This is a genomic window from Arthrobacter sp. AOP36-A1-22 (genome assembly GCF_052377615.1).
In the GTDB taxonomy this organism is placed as follows: Bacteria; Actinomycetota; Actinomycetes; order Actinomycetales; family Micrococcaceae; genus Arthrobacter_H.
The window spans coordinates 46,339-64,327 of the sequence record NZ_JBQSWX010000019.1 but is presented as its reverse complement, the minus strand read 5'-3'; the positions used below and the strand labels follow the sequence as shown (position 1 = coordinate 64,327).

19 protein-coding genes are annotated in these 17,989 nt (G+C 67.4%); 12 read left to right on the top strand and 7 right to left on the bottom strand.

The annotated features are described in order from the left end of the window. Positions 1-118 precede the first annotated feature (118 nt). The 5 genes from tsf to ACT3S2_RS11795 all read left to right on the top strand — a co-directional run bounded on the left by tsf (position 119) and on the right by ACT3S2_RS11795 (position 4,120). Positions 119-958, top strand: coding sequence for a translation elongation factor Ts (gene tsf / locus ACT3S2_RS11815; protein ID WP_444555702.1), 840 nt, complete (start codon positions 119-121; stop codon positions 956-958). A 167-nt stretch (positions 959-1,125) separates the two neighbouring features. After that, entirely contained in the window at positions 1,126-1,860 is a 735-nt protein-coding gene (pyrH, locus tag ACT3S2_RS11810) for a UMP kinase (protein WP_444555711.1), read from the top strand. 80 nt (positions 1,861-1,940) lie between these two features. Next, entirely contained in the window at positions 1,941-2,498 is a 558-nt protein-coding gene (gene frr, locus ACT3S2_RS11805; RefSeq protein WP_444555703.1) for a ribosome recycling factor, read from the top strand. A 5-nt stretch (positions 2,499-2,503) separates the two neighbouring features. Next, positions 2,504-3,454, top strand: coding sequence for a phosphatidate cytidylyltransferase (locus tag ACT3S2_RS11800; protein ID WP_444561745.1), 951 nt, complete (start codon positions 2,504-2,506; stop codon positions 3,452-3,454). Between the two features lie 81 nt (positions 3,455-3,535). Further along, on the top strand, positions 3,536-4,120 hold the full coding sequence (locus ACT3S2_RS11795; RefSeq protein ID WP_444555705.1) for a DivIVA domain-containing protein: 585 nt from the start codon (positions 3,536-3,538) through the stop codon (positions 4,118-4,120). Between the two features lie 7 nt (positions 4,121-4,127). Here the strand turns inward: ACT3S2_RS11795 and ACT3S2_RS11790 are convergent, their stop codons facing one another. From ACT3S2_RS11790 to ACT3S2_RS11775, 4 genes are read right to left on the bottom strand one after another with little or no spacing between them, the layout of a single operon-like run. Next, positions 4,128-5,621 carry a sodium/solute symporter gene (locus ACT3S2_RS11790; protein WP_444561744.1) on the bottom strand — a complete coding sequence of 498 codons (1,494 nt, stop codon included), beginning with the start codon at positions 5,619-5,621 and terminating at the stop codon, positions 4,128-4,130. Beyond that, positions 5,618-6,004: a hypothetical protein gene (locus ACT3S2_RS11785; RefSeq protein WP_444555707.1), complete on the bottom strand. Its 387-nt coding sequence runs from the start codon at positions 6,002-6,004 to the stop codon at positions 5,618-5,620. The genes ACT3S2_RS11790 and ACT3S2_RS11785 overlap by 4 nt, the downstream gene beginning before the upstream one ends. Continuing rightward, entirely contained in the window at positions 6,001-6,717 is a 717-nt protein-coding gene (locus ACT3S2_RS11780; RefSeq protein WP_444555708.1) for a LytR/AlgR family response regulator transcription factor, read from the bottom strand. The genes ACT3S2_RS11785 and ACT3S2_RS11780 overlap by 4 nt, the downstream gene beginning before the upstream one ends. Positions 6,718-6,752: 35 nt before the next feature. Next, the gene (locus tag ACT3S2_RS11775; protein ID WP_444555709.1) at positions 6,753-7,940 is read right to left on the bottom strand and encodes a sensor histidine kinase; all 1,188 of its coding nucleotides are present in this window, start codon (positions 7,938-7,940) and stop codon (positions 6,753-6,755) included. A gap of 348 nt (positions 7,941-8,288) precedes the next feature. On the opposite strand from ACT3S2_RS11775, the gene ACT3S2_RS11770 reads away from it, so the two are divergent. From ACT3S2_RS11770 to ACT3S2_RS11760, 3 genes are all read left to right on the top strand, one after another. Continuing rightward, complete coding sequence (locus tag ACT3S2_RS11770) at positions 8,289-8,600, top strand: DUF485 domain-containing protein (RefSeq protein WP_444561747.1); 312 nt, start codon at positions 8,289-8,291, stop codon at positions 8,598-8,600. Further along, a complete protein-coding gene (locus tag ACT3S2_RS11765) occupies positions 8,597-10,234 on the top strand; it encodes a solute symporter family protein (protein WP_444555710.1) in 1,638 nt (545 codons plus the stop codon). Before ACT3S2_RS11770 ends, ACT3S2_RS11765 begins: the two co-directional genes overlap by 4 nt. Positions 10,235-10,362: 128 nt before the next feature. Further along, positions 10,363-10,692, top strand: a complete 330-nt coding sequence (locus ACT3S2_RS11760; protein WP_444561743.1) for a hypothetical protein — start codon at positions 10,363-10,365, stop codon at positions 10,690-10,692. Here ACT3S2_RS11760 and ACT3S2_RS11755 read toward each other — a convergent pair. Further along, positions 10,689-11,183, bottom strand: a complete 495-nt coding sequence (locus ACT3S2_RS11755) for an Lrp/AsnC family transcriptional regulator (RefSeq protein ID WP_444555373.1) — start codon at positions 11,181-11,183, stop codon at positions 10,689-10,691. The two genes, ACT3S2_RS11760 and ACT3S2_RS11755, sit on opposite strands and share 4 nt — an antisense overlap. Before the next feature lie 203 nt (positions 11,184-11,386). Between ACT3S2_RS11755 and pdhA the strand changes: the two genes are divergently transcribed. The 3 genes from pdhA to ACT3S2_RS11740 are packed head-to-tail and all read left to right on the top strand — an operon-like array spanning position 11,387 to position 14,931. After that, entirely contained in the window at positions 11,387-12,514 is a 1,128-nt protein-coding gene (pdhA, locus tag ACT3S2_RS11750; protein ID WP_444555374.1) for a pyruvate dehydrogenase (acetyl-transferring) E1 component subunit alpha, read from the top strand. Beyond that, a complete protein-coding gene (locus ACT3S2_RS11745) occupies positions 12,511-13,518 on the top strand; it encodes an alpha-ketoacid dehydrogenase subunit beta (protein WP_444555375.1) in 1,008 nt (335 codons plus the stop codon). Before pdhA ends, ACT3S2_RS11745 begins: the two co-directional genes overlap by 4 nt. Then, positions 13,519-14,931 (top strand): dihydrolipoamide acetyltransferase family protein, encoded by a 1,413-nt coding sequence (locus ACT3S2_RS11740; protein ID WP_444561742.1) that lies wholly within the window; start codon positions 13,519-13,521, stop codon positions 14,929-14,931. An 83-nt stretch (positions 14,932-15,014) separates the two neighbouring features. Here ACT3S2_RS11740 and ACT3S2_RS11735 read toward each other — a convergent pair whose 3' ends face one another. Both ACT3S2_RS11735 and ACT3S2_RS11730 read right to left on the bottom strand, forming a co-directional pair. Continuing rightward, entirely contained in the window at positions 15,015-15,479 is a 465-nt protein-coding gene (locus ACT3S2_RS11735) for a GNAT family N-acetyltransferase (protein WP_444555377.1), read from the bottom strand. A 90-nt stretch (positions 15,480-15,569) separates the two neighbouring features. Further along, positions 15,570-16,214, bottom strand: coding sequence for a TetR/AcrR family transcriptional regulator (locus ACT3S2_RS11730; RefSeq protein ID WP_444561741.1), 645 nt, complete (start codon positions 16,212-16,214; stop codon positions 15,570-15,572). Between the two features lie 160 nt (positions 16,215-16,374). Between ACT3S2_RS11730 and ACT3S2_RS11725 the strand changes: the two genes are divergently transcribed. After that, a complete protein-coding gene (locus ACT3S2_RS11725) occupies positions 16,375-17,982 on the top strand; it encodes a carboxyl transferase domain-containing protein (protein ID WP_444561740.1) in 1,608 nt (535 codons plus the stop codon). Positions 17,983-17,989 lie beyond the last annotated feature (7 nt).

Genomic DNA, 17,989 nt, shown 5'->3' with positions numbered 1-17,989 from the left:
GGGCGGGGGGGGGGGGGGGGGGCCGCCCCCCCCCCCGGCTCCGCTCGAAACGGGGCGGGTCCCCGCCGGTAGGGCACCGGAAGAACAAGCTAGATCACCACTGAGAATGGGGTTGCACATGGCGAACTACACCGCCGCTGATATCAAGGCGCTTCGTGAACGTACCGGCGCAGGCATGATGGATGTGAAGAAGGCCCTCGACGAGGCCAACGGTGATGCCGAGAAGGCCATCGAGGTCATCCGCGTCAAGGGCCTCAAGGGCGCCACCAAGCGCGAGGGCCGTTCCGCGGCCGAAGGCCTCGTGGCCGCCAAGGTCATCGACGGCACCGTCGGCTACATGATCGAAATCAACTGCGAGACCGACTTCGTCGCGAAGAACGATAAGTTCATCGCACTGGCCGATCAGGTCCTCGAAGTGGCCGTCTCCACCGGCGCCACCGATCTGGATGCGCTGCTCGCCGCCGATGTGAACGGCAAGAAGCTCGCCGACGTCGTCGTCGAAGAAGGCGCCATCCTCGGCGAGAAGGTCGTGGTACGCCGCATGGCACGCCTCGAAGGCGCCACGGTCGATGCCTACCTGCACAAGACGTCCAAGGACCTCCCGGCGCAGGTCGGCGTGCTCATGGCCGTTGACGGCTCCGGCGACGAAGCCCACACCGTGGCCCACGACGTCGCGGTGCACACCGCGGCCCTGGCCCCGACGCACCTTTCCCGCGAGGAGGTCCCGGCGGAGACCGTGGCCAACGAGCGTCGCATCGCCGACGAGACCGCCCGCGCCGAAGGCAAGCCCGAAGCCGCGCTGACGAAGATCGTAGAAGGCCGCCTCACCGGGTTCTTCAAGGAGATCGTGCTGCTGGACCAGCCGTTCGCCAAGGACTCCAAGAAGCTGGTCGGCAAGGTCCTCGAGGAAGCCGGCGTGAACGCTACCGGGTTCGCCCGTTTCCGCGTAGGCTCCTAGCAGCGACACGGCGGCCGGTTTCCGCCCGCCCAAGCGGCAGTGATCAAGGGGGCGGCCACCACTATGGTGGCCGCCCCCTTGCCACGCCCAGACCTTTCCAGAACCACTGCACGACGGCGGACCCGGCTCCGCCAGAGGAGGCCCCCCCCGTGGAAGAAACCACCCAGATCGAAACGACACAGATCACCAACGAGGCCGGGACCCGGCGCAGGGTCCTGCTCAAGCTCTCCGGAGAGGTCTTCGGCGGTGGCAACATCGGCGTGGACCCCGTGACGGTCCGTGGTGTGGCCGAGCAGATCGCCGCCACCGTCGGTGAGGTCGAAACCGCGATCGTGGTCGGGGGAGGAAACTTCTTCCGCGGGGCCGAACTCTCCCAGTCGGGCATGGACCGCTCCCGCGCCGACTACATGGGCATGCTCGGAACCGTCATGAACTGCCTGGCCCTGCAGGACTTCCTGGAACAGGCAGGGGTCGAAACCCGCGTCCAGTCCGCGATCAGCATGGCCCAGGTCGCCGAGGCCTACATTCCGCGCCGGGCGATCCGCCACCTGGAGAAGAACCGGGTGGTCATCTTCGGTGCCGGGGCCGGACTGCCGTACTTCTCCACCGACACCGTCGCCGCCCAGCGGGCGCTGGAAGTACGGGCCGACGTCGTGCTCATGGGCAAGAGCGGGGTCGACGGGGTCTACACCGCCGACCCGAAGAAGGACCCGACGGCGGAACGCCTGAGCACGTTGACCTACGACGAGGCCCTGCTGAAGAACATCCGGGTGATGGACCAGACGGCGATGACCATGTGCAAGGACAACGGGCTGGAAATGCTCGTGTTCGGCATGGAGGGCGAGGGTAATGTCACCCGGGCCATCCGCGGCGAGGCCCGGGGCACGCGCGTCACCGTCTAGTCCGGTGGCATAGGATGAATGATGAGCGTGGAAAACAGCCCGGGTACCGCTGAGCGGCCCGGATTCTTAAGGAGAGAGTAGTGATCGAGGAAACCCTGCAGGACGCCAACGAGAAGATGGAACGGTCCCTCGAAGCGGCAAGGGAGGACTTCGCCACGATCCGGACCGGTCGCGCCAACCCGGGACTGTATTCCAAGGTGCTGGTCGATTACTACGGTTCCGCGACGCCGCTGCAGCAGTTGGCCTCCTTCGGGGTCCCCGACGCCCGGACCATCCTGATCACCCCCTTCGACGCCACCGCCCTGCGGGCCATCGAAAAGGCTCTCAGTGACTCCGAGATCGGCGCGAACCCCTCCAACGACGGCAAGGTCATCCGGGTGACGTTGCCCGAACTGACGGCCGAACGGCGCAAGGACTACGTGAAGATCGTCAAGGGCATGAGCGAGGACTCCAAGGTGGCCATACGCAACCACCGCCGCAAGGCCAAGGAATCGATGGACAAGATGGTCAAGGACGGCGAGGTCGGCGAGGACGACGGCGCCCGGGGCGAAAAGGAACTGGACGCGCTGACCAAGAAGGCCACCGACGTCATCGACGAGATGCTCAAGCGCAAGGAAACCGAGCTGCTGGACGTCTAATGCCCATGCCGACGCAACCCGACGGCGCCGACGGCGGCCACGGCGAAGCGCCGGGAGCCCCCCAGACGGCCCCGGGACCCATGTCACGACGTCAACGCCGTGAACTCGACGCCAAGCCCTCCAAGGCCGGGCGGAACCTGCCTGCGGCGATCGGCGTCGGCCTGGTCCTGTTGGCGGCCGTCCTGGTGGGGTTGTTCTTCTTCCCGTTGGCATTCGTGGGGATCATAGCGCTCTTTGCCGTCGTCGGTTCATGGGAAGTCAGCCGGGCGCTGACGGCCGCGAAGACCGAAGTGCCCCTGCCTCCCTTGGCGGTGGCCGGGATCGTCCTTCCGTTCTCCGCCTATCTGGGTGGGGCGGAGGCACTGGGCTTCGCCTTGGCCGGCAGCATCCTGCTGGTGCTGGTCTGGCGGCTCGTCGAGGGCGCCGCGGGGGCCTTCCGTTCGGTGGTCGCCTCGACCTTCGTGGTCCTCTGGGTTCCGTTCCTGGCCAGTTTCGCCATCCTGCTGATGCTCCAGGAACGCGGCAAGATCCTCGTATCGGTGGTCCTGCTGCTGGTCGTCGCCAACGACACCTTCGGCTATGTGGTCGGCGCCTCGATGGGCAAGCACCCGATGGCACCGAAGATCAGCCCGAAGAAATCCTGGGAGGGATTCGCCGGCTCCTGCGTCGGCGCGATCATCGTGGGCATTCTGTGCGTCGTGTTCCTCCTCGAAAGCCCCTGGTGGATCGGGATCCCGTTGGCCCTGGCGACCGTGGCCGCAGCGACCGCGGGGGACCTGGCCGAGTCGATGGTCAAGCGGGAGCTGGGCATCAAGGACATGAGCAACCTGCTTCCGGGCCACGGCGGCGTGATGGATCGCCTGGACTCCGTGGTCTTCTCCATCCCCATCGGTTACATTATTTCGGTGCTGCTGCTGCCCGGCGCGGACGGCACGATCGGCCTGCTGCTGCCCTAGGATGGGACCAGTAGTGTGGTGGCCGGATCCGGCCACCAGGGAATTGTTCATCATGTGCAGTGCAAGCTTGAGGGAAGTTAATTGAGTCAGGACAGCCAGCAGAAGACCCAAGCCCCCTTCAACCGGGTTGACTCCGGGGAATTCGGCTACAACGTCAAGCAGGTCGACCATTTCCTGTCCCGCGCCCGCGCGACCTACAACGGGACCGGTGACGATGAAAGCGTGGTCACCAGCCACCTGGTGCGCCGGACGTCCTTCGAACCGCAGAAGGGCGGATACTCCGCCCAGGAGGTCGACGCGGCACTGGACCGCCTCGAGGACGTCTTCGCCCAGCGTGAACGTGACGCCCTGATCGAGACCGAAGGCCAAGACGCCTGGCTCGAACAGGTCGGTCGGCTCTCGGCCATCCTGCGCGGCCGCCTGCACCGCGAGCCGGGGGGACGGTTCCGTCGTCCGAGCCGGCGCAATGCCCCGAGCTACAACGTCGAGGACGTCGACGCCCTGTGCACCCAGCTGCTGGCCTACTTCGAGCAGGACGTGCCGATGAGCGTTGATGCCGTCCGCCGGATCGCCTTCCGCGAGGCCGTGGGCCAGGACGGATACGAGGAGAGCCAGGTCGATGCCTTCCTGGACCGTGTCGTGGAGTTGATGGCCTCCATCGACTGACCCGCAGCTAGTGCCGGCCCGCGGGGCCGTGCGCCGTAGTCCGCTCGGGGGCGTGCAGGCGGGTCATGACCCGGGTGGTCGCTTCGGCCGAGGGGCCCCGCGTGGCCCGGGACACGAGCACCGTGACGATGAAGGCCAACGGGACGGTCCACGCCGCCGGTTGGGTGGCCACCTCCAGGGCCAGCCCCGAGAGCCGGGGCAGCACCGAAACCGCGGTCATGGCCGCGGCACATGCCAGCGCCCCGGAGAGCATGCCGGCCACGGCCCCGGCGGCCGTGAGCCCACGCCACCAGATGCCCAGCAGCAGCAGCGGGCAGATCGTGGAGGCCGTGAAGGCGAACACCGCCCCGATGGCCCCGGCTAGGGCCAGCGTGCTGGTGCCCAGGGCCAGCAGCAGCGGGATGACGCTGGCCAGCACCGTCGCATAGCGGAAGCCGCGCACCGTACCGCCGAAGAGATCCTGGCTGATCACCCCCGCCAGCGAGACCACCAGGCCCGAGGTGGTGGATATGAAGGCGGCGAAGGCCCCGCCGATCACCAGAGCGGTCAACAGGTTTCCCATCGTCCCGCCGACGATGCGGTGGGGCAGCAGCAGCACCGTGGCGTCCGCATTGCCCCCGGCGGCCAGTTCCGGAAGATAGGCCCTGCCCAGTACCCCCAGGACCGTGGGGAACAGATAGAACAGGGAGAGCAGCCCCAGTACGATCGACGTCGTACGCCGGGCCGAGGCCCCATCGGGGTTCGTGTAGAAACGGACCAGCACATGAGGTAGGCCCAGCGTACCGAACAGCAGGGCCACGATCAGCGAAATCGTCGCGTAGATGCCCGTTCGTCCCAGCACCTGCCGGGGCAGGTCGAAGGCCAGGCCGTCCTGGGTGGGGGATTGGCCGGTCAAGCCCAGCTGGAGGAGCAGGAAGACCGTGGGGATGGCCAGCGCGCCGAGCTTGAGCCAGAACTGGAAGGCCTGGACGAACGTGATCGAGCGCATCCCCCCGGCCAGCACCGTCAGGCAGACCGCGGTCATGACCAGGCCGGACCCCAGCCATCCGGGCAGACCGGTGGTGATCCCCAGGGTCAGGGAGGCCCCGTGCAGTTGCGGGACGATGTAGAGCCACCCGACGACCACCACCATGATGCTGGTGACCAGGCGGACGGTCCGGCCGGCCAAGCGGATCTGGGCGAAGTCGGGGACCGTGTAGGCCCCGGACCGGCGCAGCGGGGCAGCCACGAAGAGCAGCAGCATCAGATATCCGGCCGTATATCCGATGGGGAACCAGAGGGCGTCCTGGCCCGAGACGACGATGAGCCCTGCGATACCCAGGAAGCTTGCCGCCGAGAGGTACTCCCCGCCGATGGCCGAGGCGTTCCACCAGGGTTTGACCGTCCGCGAGGCGACATAGAAGTCCCCGGTGGTCCGCGACAGGCGCAGCCCGTGCACGGCAATGAGGACGGTGGAGACGACGACGGCGGCGATGGCCAGCAACGAGGTTCCGGCATTCATTCCCGGGTCACATCCAGATACTGTGCCTCGTAGCGGGCGCTGACCCGGTTGTAGAGGAAGGCGCCCAGCAGGATGATCGGGTACACCCCGACCCCCAGGACCAGCCAGGGCAGCGGGATGGTCAGCAACCGGATGTCCTGGATCTGCGGCCAGAACGTGACCACGACGGCCAGGCACAGCAGAAGCAGCAGGAACCCCAACGCCACCGACAGGGACAGACGCAATTGCGAGCGGATCAACGATCTGACGTAGAACTCCGCGGCGGGGTCGTGGCTGGCCCGACGCCGGGCGATGCCCAGCGGCGCCCCCTCCGGTGCGGTGACCCTGACCCGGGCCGGGAGCGGGGAGGGGCCGGGGGTCGGGCCGGAATCCGGGGTGGTCATGAAGGCCTGATGCGGTTGGCCGCCAGTTGTTCGCGCAGCTGCGGCAGAGCGCGTCGGCTCACCGGCAGCTCCGTGGCCCCGATGATGACCGAGGCCTTGCCCGGAGCCAGCTTGACCTGGTCCACCCGGTCCATGGCGACCAGGTATCCGCGGTGGATGCGTAGATAGCCCGCGGAACCCCATTGCTGTTCCAGATCGTTCAACGGGACCCTGATCAGATAGCTGGCATCGGCGGTGTGCAGGCGGGCATAGTCTCCCTGGGCCTGGACATAGCGGATCTCGTCGCGCCGGATCATCCGGGTGATTCCCCCCTGGTCGACCGTGACGACCTCGGGTTCCTGGGGGCCGTCCTGGATCAGTTCGCAGACCCGGCGCACCGACTCGGCCAACCGTTCCGGACGGATCGGCTTCAGGACGTAATCGACGGCGGCCAGTTCGAAGGCCTCCAGCGCCTGCGCCTCGTCGGCGGTGACGAAGACGACGGCGGGGGGACGGCTGAAGCGGGAAATCACGCGGGCGATGTCCAGCCCGGACAGGGACGGCATGTGGATGTCCAGGAAGAGGGCATCGACGTCGAACTCCTGGAGCGCCTTCAGGGCAGCAGCCCCTGAGGTCGCCCGGTGGATCCGGCCCACCCGGGCATCACGTTCCAACAGGAAGGCCAGTTCCTCGACGGCCGGCAGCTCATCATCGGCGACGACGACATTGATCATTCCCATAGTCTAGGGACAGCCTGCCTGCCGGGCACTCACAGCGGCGGTCCTGCGTCGTAACCGGGCTGGAATTTGGGGATGCGCACGGTGATCAGGGTCCCTGCCCCGGGGGCGGTGTCGATGACCAGCCCGTGGTCGTCACCGTAGAGCTGGCGCAGACGCACGTCGACATTGCGCAGTCCCACATGAACGCCGTCGGTCGTCCCGGCCAGCAGGGCACGCAGCTCCTCCGGATCCGCGCCCACCCCGTCATCCTCGACGGTGATCTCCGCGAACTCCCCGTCGTCGGCGGCCGTGAGGGTGATCAGCCCGCCGGTGGCCTTGCCCTCCAATCCGTGGCGCACCGCGTTCTCCACCAGCGGCTGCAACGACAGGAACGGGATGACGGTGCTCAGGACCTCCGGGGCGATCGCCAACGAGACCTTGATGCGTTCGCCGAACCTGGCCTTCTCCAGGAGCAGGTAGCGGTCGATGGCCTGCAGCTCCTCGGCCAGGGTGGTGAAGTCCCCGTGGCGGCGGAACGAGTACCTGGTGAAGTCGGCGAATTCCACGACGAGCGTCCTGGCCCGCTGCGGGTCGGTGTTGATGAACGAGGCGATCGCGTTGAGGCTGTTGTAGATGAAATGCGGGCTGATCTGGGCCCGGAGGGCGCGGACCTCGGCCTCCATCAGCAGGGCCCGCGATTCGTCCAGCTCGGCCAGACCCAGCTGGGCGGCCACCCAGGCGGCCAGCTCGGTGGTGGCCCGCACCAGGCCGGCGTTGGCCCGGGGGGCCAGGGCCACGACGGTTCCCACGGCGCTGCCGCGGACCAGGATGGGGGCGTAGACGCCGTCGGCCCCCGGTCCACGGATCACCTGGGTCCGGGCCGCGCGCACGGCATCGGCCGAATGCCCTTCGATCCGGCCCGGCTCCCGGGACACGGTATCGGCCAGTGGTCCGTCCAGGGCCAGGACCGTCGCGGCATCGGTGATCGCCAAACCCTCGCAGCCGAGTACGTCGCGGAGTTGCCGGGCGGCCCGTCCGGCCCCCTCGGAGTGCAACCCCGAGCTGAAATGCGGGGCCGCCTGGGACACCCGGTGCAATGTCTCGTAGGTCGCCCGGTCGGCATCGGTGCCCAGGTCACGGGAGGAGCGCAGCACATGGAACCCCACGTAGTAGACCACGGCCACGGCAATGGTGATGATCGCGATGATCAGCGTGGTCTGGGCGGCGGCGGAGAGCATGCAGACAGCCTAGACGCCGGCCCGCGGTGTCGTCGGGGGACGGCTTCGACGGCCGTGTCGGGCCCGACCGTTCGGCGGGACCAATGACCGTTGGGCGCATGGGGCGCACCGCTGGGCCACGACATGCTGCGGGTCGCTTCACTATCGGTTGATGGTGCCCGAGAGTGATGGGTGTCACTCTTCCGCCGAGGATGCGTGTGGACACGGTTTGTCCCGCGGCGGATGGATGCCACCACCCTTGAGGAGAAGAAAATGGCCCACCCCACCAGCCCGGACCCTGTTCCGCAGGACGGCACCGACGCCGCCCTACGGACCGATCCCGCCCCGGACCAAGTGTCCGAGGAATTCATGGCCGTCCAGGCCAGCGACGAGTTCCAGGATCTGCGCAAAACCCAACGCAGCTTCATCTTCCCGATGGCCATCGCCTTCCTGGTCTGGTACTTCGCCTACGTCCTTCTGGCCGACTACGCCCACGACTTCATGTCCATCAAGGTGATCGGGAACATCAATCTCGGTCTCCTGCTGGGACTGCTGCAATTCGTCTCGACCTTCGGCATCACCGCGGCCTACGTCCACTTCTCGAATAGGAAGCTGGACCCCAGGGCCACGGCCCTGCGCGATCGACTCGAAGCCAACGTCGACGAAGGAGGCCTGAAATGAGCCTTCTGTCCCTGACCGCCGCGGCACCACTGGCCGCAGCGACGGAATCGACGTCGGTGGGCAGCCCCATCGTCAACATCAGCATCTTCGCGCTCTTCGTCGGGGTCACCCTGGTGATCGTGTTGAAGGCGAGCAAGAACAACAAGACCGCCGCCGACTACTACGCCGGCGGGCGTTCCTTCACCGGAACCCAGAACGGGACGGCGATCGCGGGGGACTACCTCTCGGCCGCCTCGTTCCTGGGGATCGTCGGGGCGATCGCCATCAACGGCTATGACGGCTTCCTCTACTCCATCGGCTTCCTGGTGGCCTGGTTGGTCGCCCTGCTGCTGGTCGCCGAGATGCTGCGCAACACCGGCAAGTTCACCATGGCCGATGTGTTGTCCTTCCGGCTCAAGCAGCGGCCCATCCGCATCGCGGCGGCCATCACCACGCTGTCGGTCTGCCTGTTCTACCTGCTGGCCCAGATGGCCGGGGCCGGTGCGCTGGTCTCCTTGCTGCTGGGGATCGACGGGAAGATGGGCCAGTCGCTGGTCATCACCGTCGTGGGCGCGCTGATGATCGTCTACGTGTTGGTCGGCGGCATGAAGGGCACCACCTGGGTGCAGATCGTCAAGGCCTGCCTGCTCATCGCCGGTGTGCTGGTCATGACCATCTGGGTGCTGTCCATGTACGGCTTCAACCTCTCGGCCCTGCTCGGTGACGCCGTGGAGACCGCGAACAACCCGGCGCTGCTGGATCCGGGCCTGAAGTACGGTGTCTCGGAGGCCTCGAAGCTGGACTTCGTCTCCCTGGCCCTGGCCCTGGTGCTGGGCACCGCCGCCCTGCCGCACGTGCTGATGCGCTTCTACACGGTCCCCACCGCGAAGGAGGCCCGCAAGTCCGTGGTCTGGGCGATCTGGCTCATCGGGGCGTTCTACCTGTTCACCCTGGTGCTGGGTTACGGCGCTGCGGCACTGATCGGCCCCGAGCGCATCACCAACGCCCCGGGCGGGGTGAACTCCGCGGCCCCGCTGCTGGCCTTCGAACTCGGGGGACCGCTCCTGCTCGGGGTGATCTCGGCGGTCGCCTTCGCGACCATCCTGGCCGTGGTGGCCGGGCTGACGATCACCGCTGCGGCCTCGTTCGCCCATGACATCTACGCCAACGTCATCGCCAAGGGCAAGACGACCCCGGAGAAGGAGATGAAGGTCGCCCGTCGCACGGTGGTCGTCATCGGCATCGCCGCCATCATCGGTGGCATCGGCGCCCAGGGGCAGAACGTGGCCTTCCTGGTCGCGCTGGCCTTCGCCGTGGCCGCCTCGGCGAACCTGCCGACGATCGTGTACTCGCTGTACTGGAAGCGCTTCTCCACCCAGGGGGCCGTCTGGTCGATGTATGGTGGCCTGGCCGCCGCGATCATCCTCATCGCGTTCTCCCCGGTCGTTTCCGGCACCGAGACCTCGATGATCACCAGCGCCGACTTCGCGTTCTTCCCGTTGAGCAACCCGGGCATCGTTTCGATCCCGCTGGCGTTCCTGCTGGGCTGGTTGGGCACCGTGCTCAGCAACCGGAAGGAAGACCCGGCCAAGCAGGCCGAAATGGAGGTCCGTTCACTGACCGGTTTCGGTGCCGAGAAGGCCACCGACCACTAGGTCATCCAGCCCGGGTCGCGGATCCGGGACGACGGCGGAAGCCGGGTTCGCCAGTGCGGACCCGGCTTCCTTGCCGTGTACCGGGGAAGGGCCTTCACCGGGCGGTCCCGCCGGACTACGCTGGGGCCATGTCCAGTTCGTGGTCCATCGCCTCGCAGGATTCGTTCCTGAGCATCGGTAGCGCCGGGTCCGTGCTGTCGATCTGCTCGGTGGGCAGCATCGGGTCGATCGGATCGGTGGGTAGTGCCGTCTCGGCGTTCAGCATGGCCAGTTCCCTGAGCGCCGGCTCCGCGATGTCCTGGCTCGGGGTGGGCACGGTGATGTCCTCCGCGGGCCTGGGTACCGTCATGGGAGCGCCCGTCGCCGGACGGCCGGCCCCGCACGCGGTGCTCCAGTCGGTCCTGATCGCCGGAGCGTGCGCCGTGGCCGTCTGGGGAGCCGGGCGCATCCGCCATTAGTTCCGGACGGTCGCCGAGGGGCCTCCTTCGGCCCCGCGTTCCAGCAGCGGGCGCATCCGGTGGGGGATCAGTTCTGCCATCGACAGCGAGGTGTCCGCGCGTTCGATGCCGTCGATGTCCAGGATCGCGCCGTTGACCCGGAAGAGGTCCTCGGCGCCGCGGGCCACGACGGTGGCCAGGATATCGGCCGTCCCGCTGAGCCCGTGGGCTTCCACGACCTCGGGGATGCGGGCCAGGGCGGCGGTGATCTCACCGAGCTTCTTCTGCTGGACGTGGATGTGGACGAAGCTGGTCAACGGATAGCCCAGGGCCGCGGGGTTGACCCGGCGTTCGAAGGAAAGGAAGGCCCCGTGGTTCTCCAGCCGGTTCAAGCGCGCCTGCACCGTATTGCGCGATAGACCCAGCGTCGTCGCCAGGGCCACGGTGGTTGCCTTCGGGTCCAGGGCCAGGGCCCCCAACAGTCTGTGATCAACCTCATCCAAGTCAGCCATAATGCGCAACGCTATCAGGTACTACCGGGCGGTTACCGTGCAGAGTGCTCAGTAGATATATTGATGGTTGTGCGCAGTGCGTCTTGTGAGTACCGTCACAGGTAGGGAACGACGATGAAGTCCGCCCCGCCGTTCGGACACCGGATCACCCATCCGGCAACCAGCGAGTCGGCCGACGAACAACGAAGGACGCAGCGCAGACCATGACTAATCCACAGGCAGCCGGCGAGCGGGGCGAGGAGCTGATCCAGCTCATCGACCCCAGCGGACGCCGCACCCCGCATGGGGAATTCGATCCCTGGGTCGACGACATCGAGGTGGAGGCCCTGCGCCGCCTCCATACCGACATGGTGGCCATCCGCCGTGTCGACCAGGAAGGCACGGCGCTCCAGCGTCAGGGCGAACTCGCCCTCTGGCCACCGTTGCTGGGCCAGGAAGCAGCACAGATCGGCGCCGGCCGGGCCCTGGAGGATGACGATTTCATCTTCCCCTCCTACCGCGAAACCGGGCTGGCCTACTGCCGCGGGATCAGCGCCGAGGACACCCTGCGCGTCTGGCGCGGCAACGCCTACAGCGGCTGGGACCCCTTCGGCAAGAACATGGCGACACCGCAGATCATCATCGGGGCCCAGGCCCTGCATGCGGTCGGCTATGCCATGGGCATCAAATACGACGGCGGGTCGCAGGCGGCCATCACTTTCTTCGGTGACGGGGCCACCAGCCAGGGCGACGTCAACGAGGCCATGGTCTTCGCCGCCAGCTACCAGGCGCCGGTGGTCTTCTTCTGCCAGAACAACCATTGGGCCATCTCCGAACCGGTCGGGGTCCAGAGCCTGACCAACATCGCCGACCGGTCACCCGGGTTCGGCATCCCCTCGCTGCGCGTGGACGGCAACGACGTGCTGGCCTGCCTGGCGGCCACCCGGATCGCCCTGGATCGGGCCCGCAGCGGCAACGGCCCCACGTTCATCGAGGCGGTGACCTACCGGATGGGCCCGCACACCACGGCGGATGACCCCACGCGCTACCGCGATGCCAACGAACTGGACCTCTGGGCCGCCAAGGACCCGATCGAACGCCTCGAACGGCATCTGGTGGACCTCGGCGTCGACGAGGCCGAACTGAAGGCAGCCGCCGGGGAGGTGGCCGATTCGGTGGCCGCCAGCCTGCGCCAGGGCATCATCGGCCTTCAGGACCCGGAGCCGATGGAGGTCTTCGAGAACGTCTATTCGCAGCCGCATGCGGCCCTGGACCGCCAGCGCGAACACTATGCGCTGTACCGGGAACAATTCGCCGACGCTTCGTCGGCCACGGAAGAGGGTGCGCGATGAGCAAGCTGACATTCGGCAAAGCCCTGAATGCGGGCATGCGCCAGTCCATGGAAGCGGACCCGAAGGTCGTTCTCATGGGGGAGGACATCGGCAAGCTCGGTGGGGTCTTCCGCATCACCGACGGGCTGCAGAAGGACTTCGGCGAACACCGGGTCATCGACACCCCGCTGGCCGAATCAGGGATCGTCGGCACCGCCGTCGGTATGGCCTACCGCGGGTTCAGGCCCGTGGTGGAGATCCAGTTCGATGGTTTCGTCTACCCGGCCTTCGACCAGATCGTCAGCCAGGTCGCCAAACTGCACTACCGCACGCACGGGATGGTCTCCATGCCGCTGACCATTCGGATCCCCTTCGGCGGGGGCATCGGGTCCCCCGAGCACCACTCGGAGTCCCCGGAAGCCTATTTCGCCCATACGGCAGGATTGCGCGTGGTCAGCCCCTCGACCCCGCAGGACGCCTACGTCATGATGCAGCAGGCGATCGCCTGTGATGATCCGGTGGTCTTCTTCGAGCCCAAGCGCCGCTATCACGAGCGCGGTGACGTCGATCTCGAGGCGGCCCTGACGGGACCCGAAATGGGCAGCGCCGCCGTGCGCCGTCCGGGCACCGATGTCACGCTGGTGGCCTATGGAGCCCAGGTCAAGACGGCACTTGCGGCAGCCACCGCAGCGGAGGACGACGATATCTCCGTCGAGGTCATCGATCTGCGGTCGATCTCGCCGATCGACTTCGACACCATCGCGGCCTCGGTGAGGAAGACCGGCCGCCTGGTGGTGACCCATGAGGCCAGCCAGAACCTGGGCCTCGGGGCCGAAATCACCGCGGGGATCACCGAACGCTGCTTCTACCAGCTCGAGCATGCCCCCGTGCGGGTGACGGGCTTCGACATCCCCTACCCGTATTCGAAGCTGGAAATGCACCACCTGCCCGACCTGGACCGCATCCTCGATGGTGTGGACCGGGTGATGGACCGTCCCAACTCCCTGAGCAGTCTGGAAGGCTAGATGAGTACAGTGCTGAAGGTTTTCAAGCTTCCCGATCTCGGCGAAGGACTGACCGAATCCGAAATCGTCAACTGGAAGATCGCCGTGGGCGATTCCGTCCAGTTGAACCAGATCATTGCCGAGGTGGAAACCGCCAAGGCCGTCGTCGAATTGCCCAGCCCCTATTCGGGGGTCGTCACCGAGTTGCACGAACAGCCCGGTACCGTGGTGGAGGTCGGCAACCCGATCGTGTCCTTCGACGTTCCCGGCGAGGCCGGGTCCGGGGATTCGCCCGTGGGCCCGGCGGCCCCGGAGGACGCCGACGAGGCTCCCGCCCAGCGCGAACCCACCTTGGTGGGCTATGGCGCCGAGGTCGAGACCGGGAAGCGTCCGGCCCGCAAGGCCCGTCGCCAGGGGACGGTCGGTGCCCCGCCTCGTGCCGCAGCGCCCGCCCCCGAGGCGGCCCCGGCGGAGCCGGCCCCCGCGATGGGTGAAGCTGCCGCGGAACGACCACGCTCCACGCCTCCGGTCCGCAAGCTTGCCCGTGATCTGGGCCTCGACCTGGAGCGGCTCGACGGCAGCGGCCCGCGCGGACTGATCACCCGGGACGACGTCAACGCAGCCCATGCTGCCGGGGCCCCGGCCGGGACGGGTTCCCCCTCCGCGACCGGGGAGACCGGCCTGCCGTCCGGCGCAATGGCTGCCGGGGCAGTACGCACCCTGGGAGGGCAACCGCGCGAGGTGCGCAGCCCGATCAAGGGGATGCGCAAGCATACGGCGCAGGCCATGGTGGACAGTGCCTTCACCGCGCCGCATGTCACCGAGTTCCTGACCCTCGACGTGACCCCCATGATGGAGCTGCTGGCCCGGCTGCGTGCCGACCGCGCCTACCAGGACATGAAGCTCACCCCGCTGACGATCGCGGCCAAGGCCGTCTGCATCGCCCTCGAACGCCAGCCGACGCTGAACTCCCGGTGGGATGCCGCGGCCGGGGAGATCGTCCAGCAGAACTACGTCAACCTCGGCATCGCCGCGGCCACCCCCCGTGGTCTCATGGTGCCCAACCTCAAGGACGCCCAGGGTCTGGACTTCAGGGCCATGGCCGATGCCCTGCGTGATCTGGCGCTCACGGCCAAGGCCGGCAAGTCCGCACCGGAGGATCTGCGCGGGGGAACGTTCTCGATCACGAACATCGGGGTCTTCGGCATCGATGCCGGCACCCCGATCCTGAACCCGGGGGAGGCGGCCATCCTGGCCCTGGGGCAGGTCCGTGAACAGCCGTGGGGCTACCACGGGGAGGTGGTGCTGCGTCAGCTGACCACGCTGAGCCTGTCCTTCGACCACCGCGTCGTCGACGGGGAACAGGGATCGCGGTTCCTGGCCGACGTGGGCACGATCATGTCCGATCCGGGCATGCTCATCACGATGCTCTAGCCGGACCGGGCCCGAAAAAGGGGCTGCCTCGCCGCGGATCCGCGGCGGGGCAGCCCCTTTTTCGTCTCAGGAGGGAAGCGGCCTCAGGCCAGTTCCATGATGTATTCCTTCACCACCGCGGCCCGGGCGTTGGCGAAACCATCGACCTCGCCGATGATCGTGAAACCACGACGTTCCAGGACCTTCTGGCTGCCGATGTTGTCCGTGACCACGCGGGCCCGGATCGGGCGTTCGGTGATCTCGCTGAGGAAGGCGTCCACGGCGGCGGTGGTCACCCCCTGCCCCCAGTATTTCCTGTCGGTCCAGAAGTCCAGCTCGATGACTTCGTCGTGGGAGTCCGCCATGACGTAGCCGACGGCCCGGCCGTCCTGCTCGATCGCCCGGACGGTGGCCTTCTGGTCGTTGAGGATCAGCGACCAGTGATGGTCGAACACCCCTCGGTCCGCGGGGTTCTTGGCGGTGAATGCGGCCATGACATTGGCCTGGGGATCCTGCTGGTGTTCAAAGAACCAATCCAGGTCCGCTGGCTCAACTGGGCGAAGCTTCACGGTCAGTACCTCTCTACGACAACGGTGTTCTTTCTCGGTCCGGCCGGCCGGTGGACGCGATTCCTCCCAGCCTACCGTTGTGATGCGGGCCTAGCCTACCGGGGCTTTCAGCGCCGCCAACGCCATGGAGACCAGACGGCGTCGCCGGGTCAGCGGATCGGCATCGGAGCGGTGGGCCGAGTGCGGGGTCGAGTTGATCAGCCCCAGGACCGATTGGGCCCGGAAACGAGCCGCCGATTCGCCCTCCCCGGGGTGGAGCAGCCGCAATTGTCTGGCCCAGATCTCGATGTAGGAGCGCTGTAGACGCCGCACCGTGGACTGGTCGGCCTCGGACAGGCTGGCCATGTCCCGATCCTGGACCCGGATCACATTGCGGTGGCCCAGGGCGAAGTCGGCATGGAAGCGGACCAGCTCACCGAGCACCTCCTCGGGGCTGCCACCGGCCCGGGCCACGGCGCTTCCGCCGTCGTGCAGGTCGTGGCTGACCTCGGTGAGCAGGGCACCGAGCACCGCCGCCTTTCCGGGGAAGTGGCGGTAGACGGCCGGGCCGCTGATGCCCGACGCCGAGCCGAGGTCCTCGATGGAGACCCCGTGGTAGCCGTGGGTGGCGAAGAGTCGGGCCGCTTCGGCCAGCAGGGTGGAGCGGCGTGAGGCCTTGGCCTGGCTGCGGCCCGTGGTTTCACCGGTGGCGTTCACCGCGTCGGGCGCCGCCAGGGGCTCGGGTTGTTGCTGCACGGCGCTACTCCATCCGCTAGCGTGAGTTGGCCCACAAGAGGTGCTGGACATTTCAGTTAATGAATACTAACGTCTATTTCAGTTAGTACCTATTAACTCAAACTATTGGTTGTCTCCGTGTGGAACGGCAACCACCCCCGACGCCGAGGAAGAGCTACCGATGGAAACCCTGGCCTCCCACCTGGACCCGGCGGCCGACGTCTTCGCCGAGAACGACGCCGCCCAGCGCGCCCTCGTGACCGAATTGCGTGACCGTCTGGATACCGTCGCCCGCGGCGGCAGCGAAAAATCCCGCCGCCGGCATATCGACCGCGGAAAGATGCTTCCCCGCGAACGCGTGGACGCGCTGCTCGACGAGGGATCACCGTTCCTGGAGATCGCCCCGCTGGCCGCGGAGGGGATGTACGACGGCGATTGCCCCGGCGCCGGAGTCATCGCCGGGATCGGTCTGGTCCATGGCCGCCAGATCCTGGTCATCTCCAACGACGCCACCGTCAAGGGCGGCACCTACTATCCGATGACGGTCAAGAAGCACCTCAGGGCCCAGGAGATCGCCTTGGAGAACCATCTTCCCTGCGTCTACCTGGTCGACTCCGGAGGCGCCTTCCTGCCCCGCCAGGACGAGGTCTTCCCCGACCGCGACCACTTCGGGCGCATCTTCTACAACCAGGCCAACCTCTCGGCCCGCAAGATCCCGCAGATCGCCGCGGTCATGGGCTCCTGCACCGCCGGGGGCGCCTACGTGCCGGCCATGAGCGACGAGACGGTGATGGTCCGCAACCAGGGGACGATCTTCCTGGGCGGACCACCGCTGGTGAAGGCGGCCACCGGCGAGGTCGTCACGGCCGAGGAGCTCGGCGGGGCGGAACTGCATTCGAAGACCTCGGGGGTCAGCGACCACATCGCCGAGGACGATGGCCATGCCCTGCAGATCGTCCGGGACATCGTCGAAACGCTCCCGCCGCCGGCCGAACCGGCCTGGGACGTCATCGAATCCAAGGACCCCGTCGCCGATCCCGAGCAGCTCTACGGGGCGGTCCCGGTCGACGTCAACGGCCGCTACGACGTCCACGAGGTCATTGCCCGGATCACCGACGGCAGCGGCTTCCACGAATTCAAATCCGGCTACGGGACCACGCTGATCACCGGCTTCGCCCGCATCCACGGCCACCCGGTCGGGATCGTGGCGAACAACGGCGTGCTCTTCTCCGAATCCGCGCTCAAGGGCGCCCACTTCATCGAACTCTGCGACCAGCGCGGCATCCCGCTGGTGTTCCTGCAGAACATCTCCGGCTTCATGGTCGGACGCGACTACGAAGCCGGCGGCATCGCCAAGAACGGCGCGAAGATGGTCACCGCCGTGGCGACCTGCCGGGTCCCGAAACTCACCGTCGTCATCGGCGGTTCCTTCGGTGCCGGGAACTACTCGATGTGCGGGCGGGCCTACTCGCCGCGCTTCTTGTGGATGTGGCCTGCGGCCCGCATCTCGGTCATGGGCGGCGCCCAGGCCGCCTCGGTGCTCTCCACGGTCAAACGCGACGGGATCGAACGCTCCGGCGAATCCTGGAGCGAGGACGCGGAAGAGGCCTTCAAGGAGCCGATCCGCGAACAATACGAAGACCAGGGCAACCCCTACTACTCCACCGCGCGCCTCTGGGACGACGGAATCATCGACCCCGCCGACACCCGCCGGGTGCTCGGCCTCGCCCTGGACGTCTGCGCCACCGAACCCCTGCCGGACACCTCGTTCGGCGTCTTCAGGATGTGATCCCCCG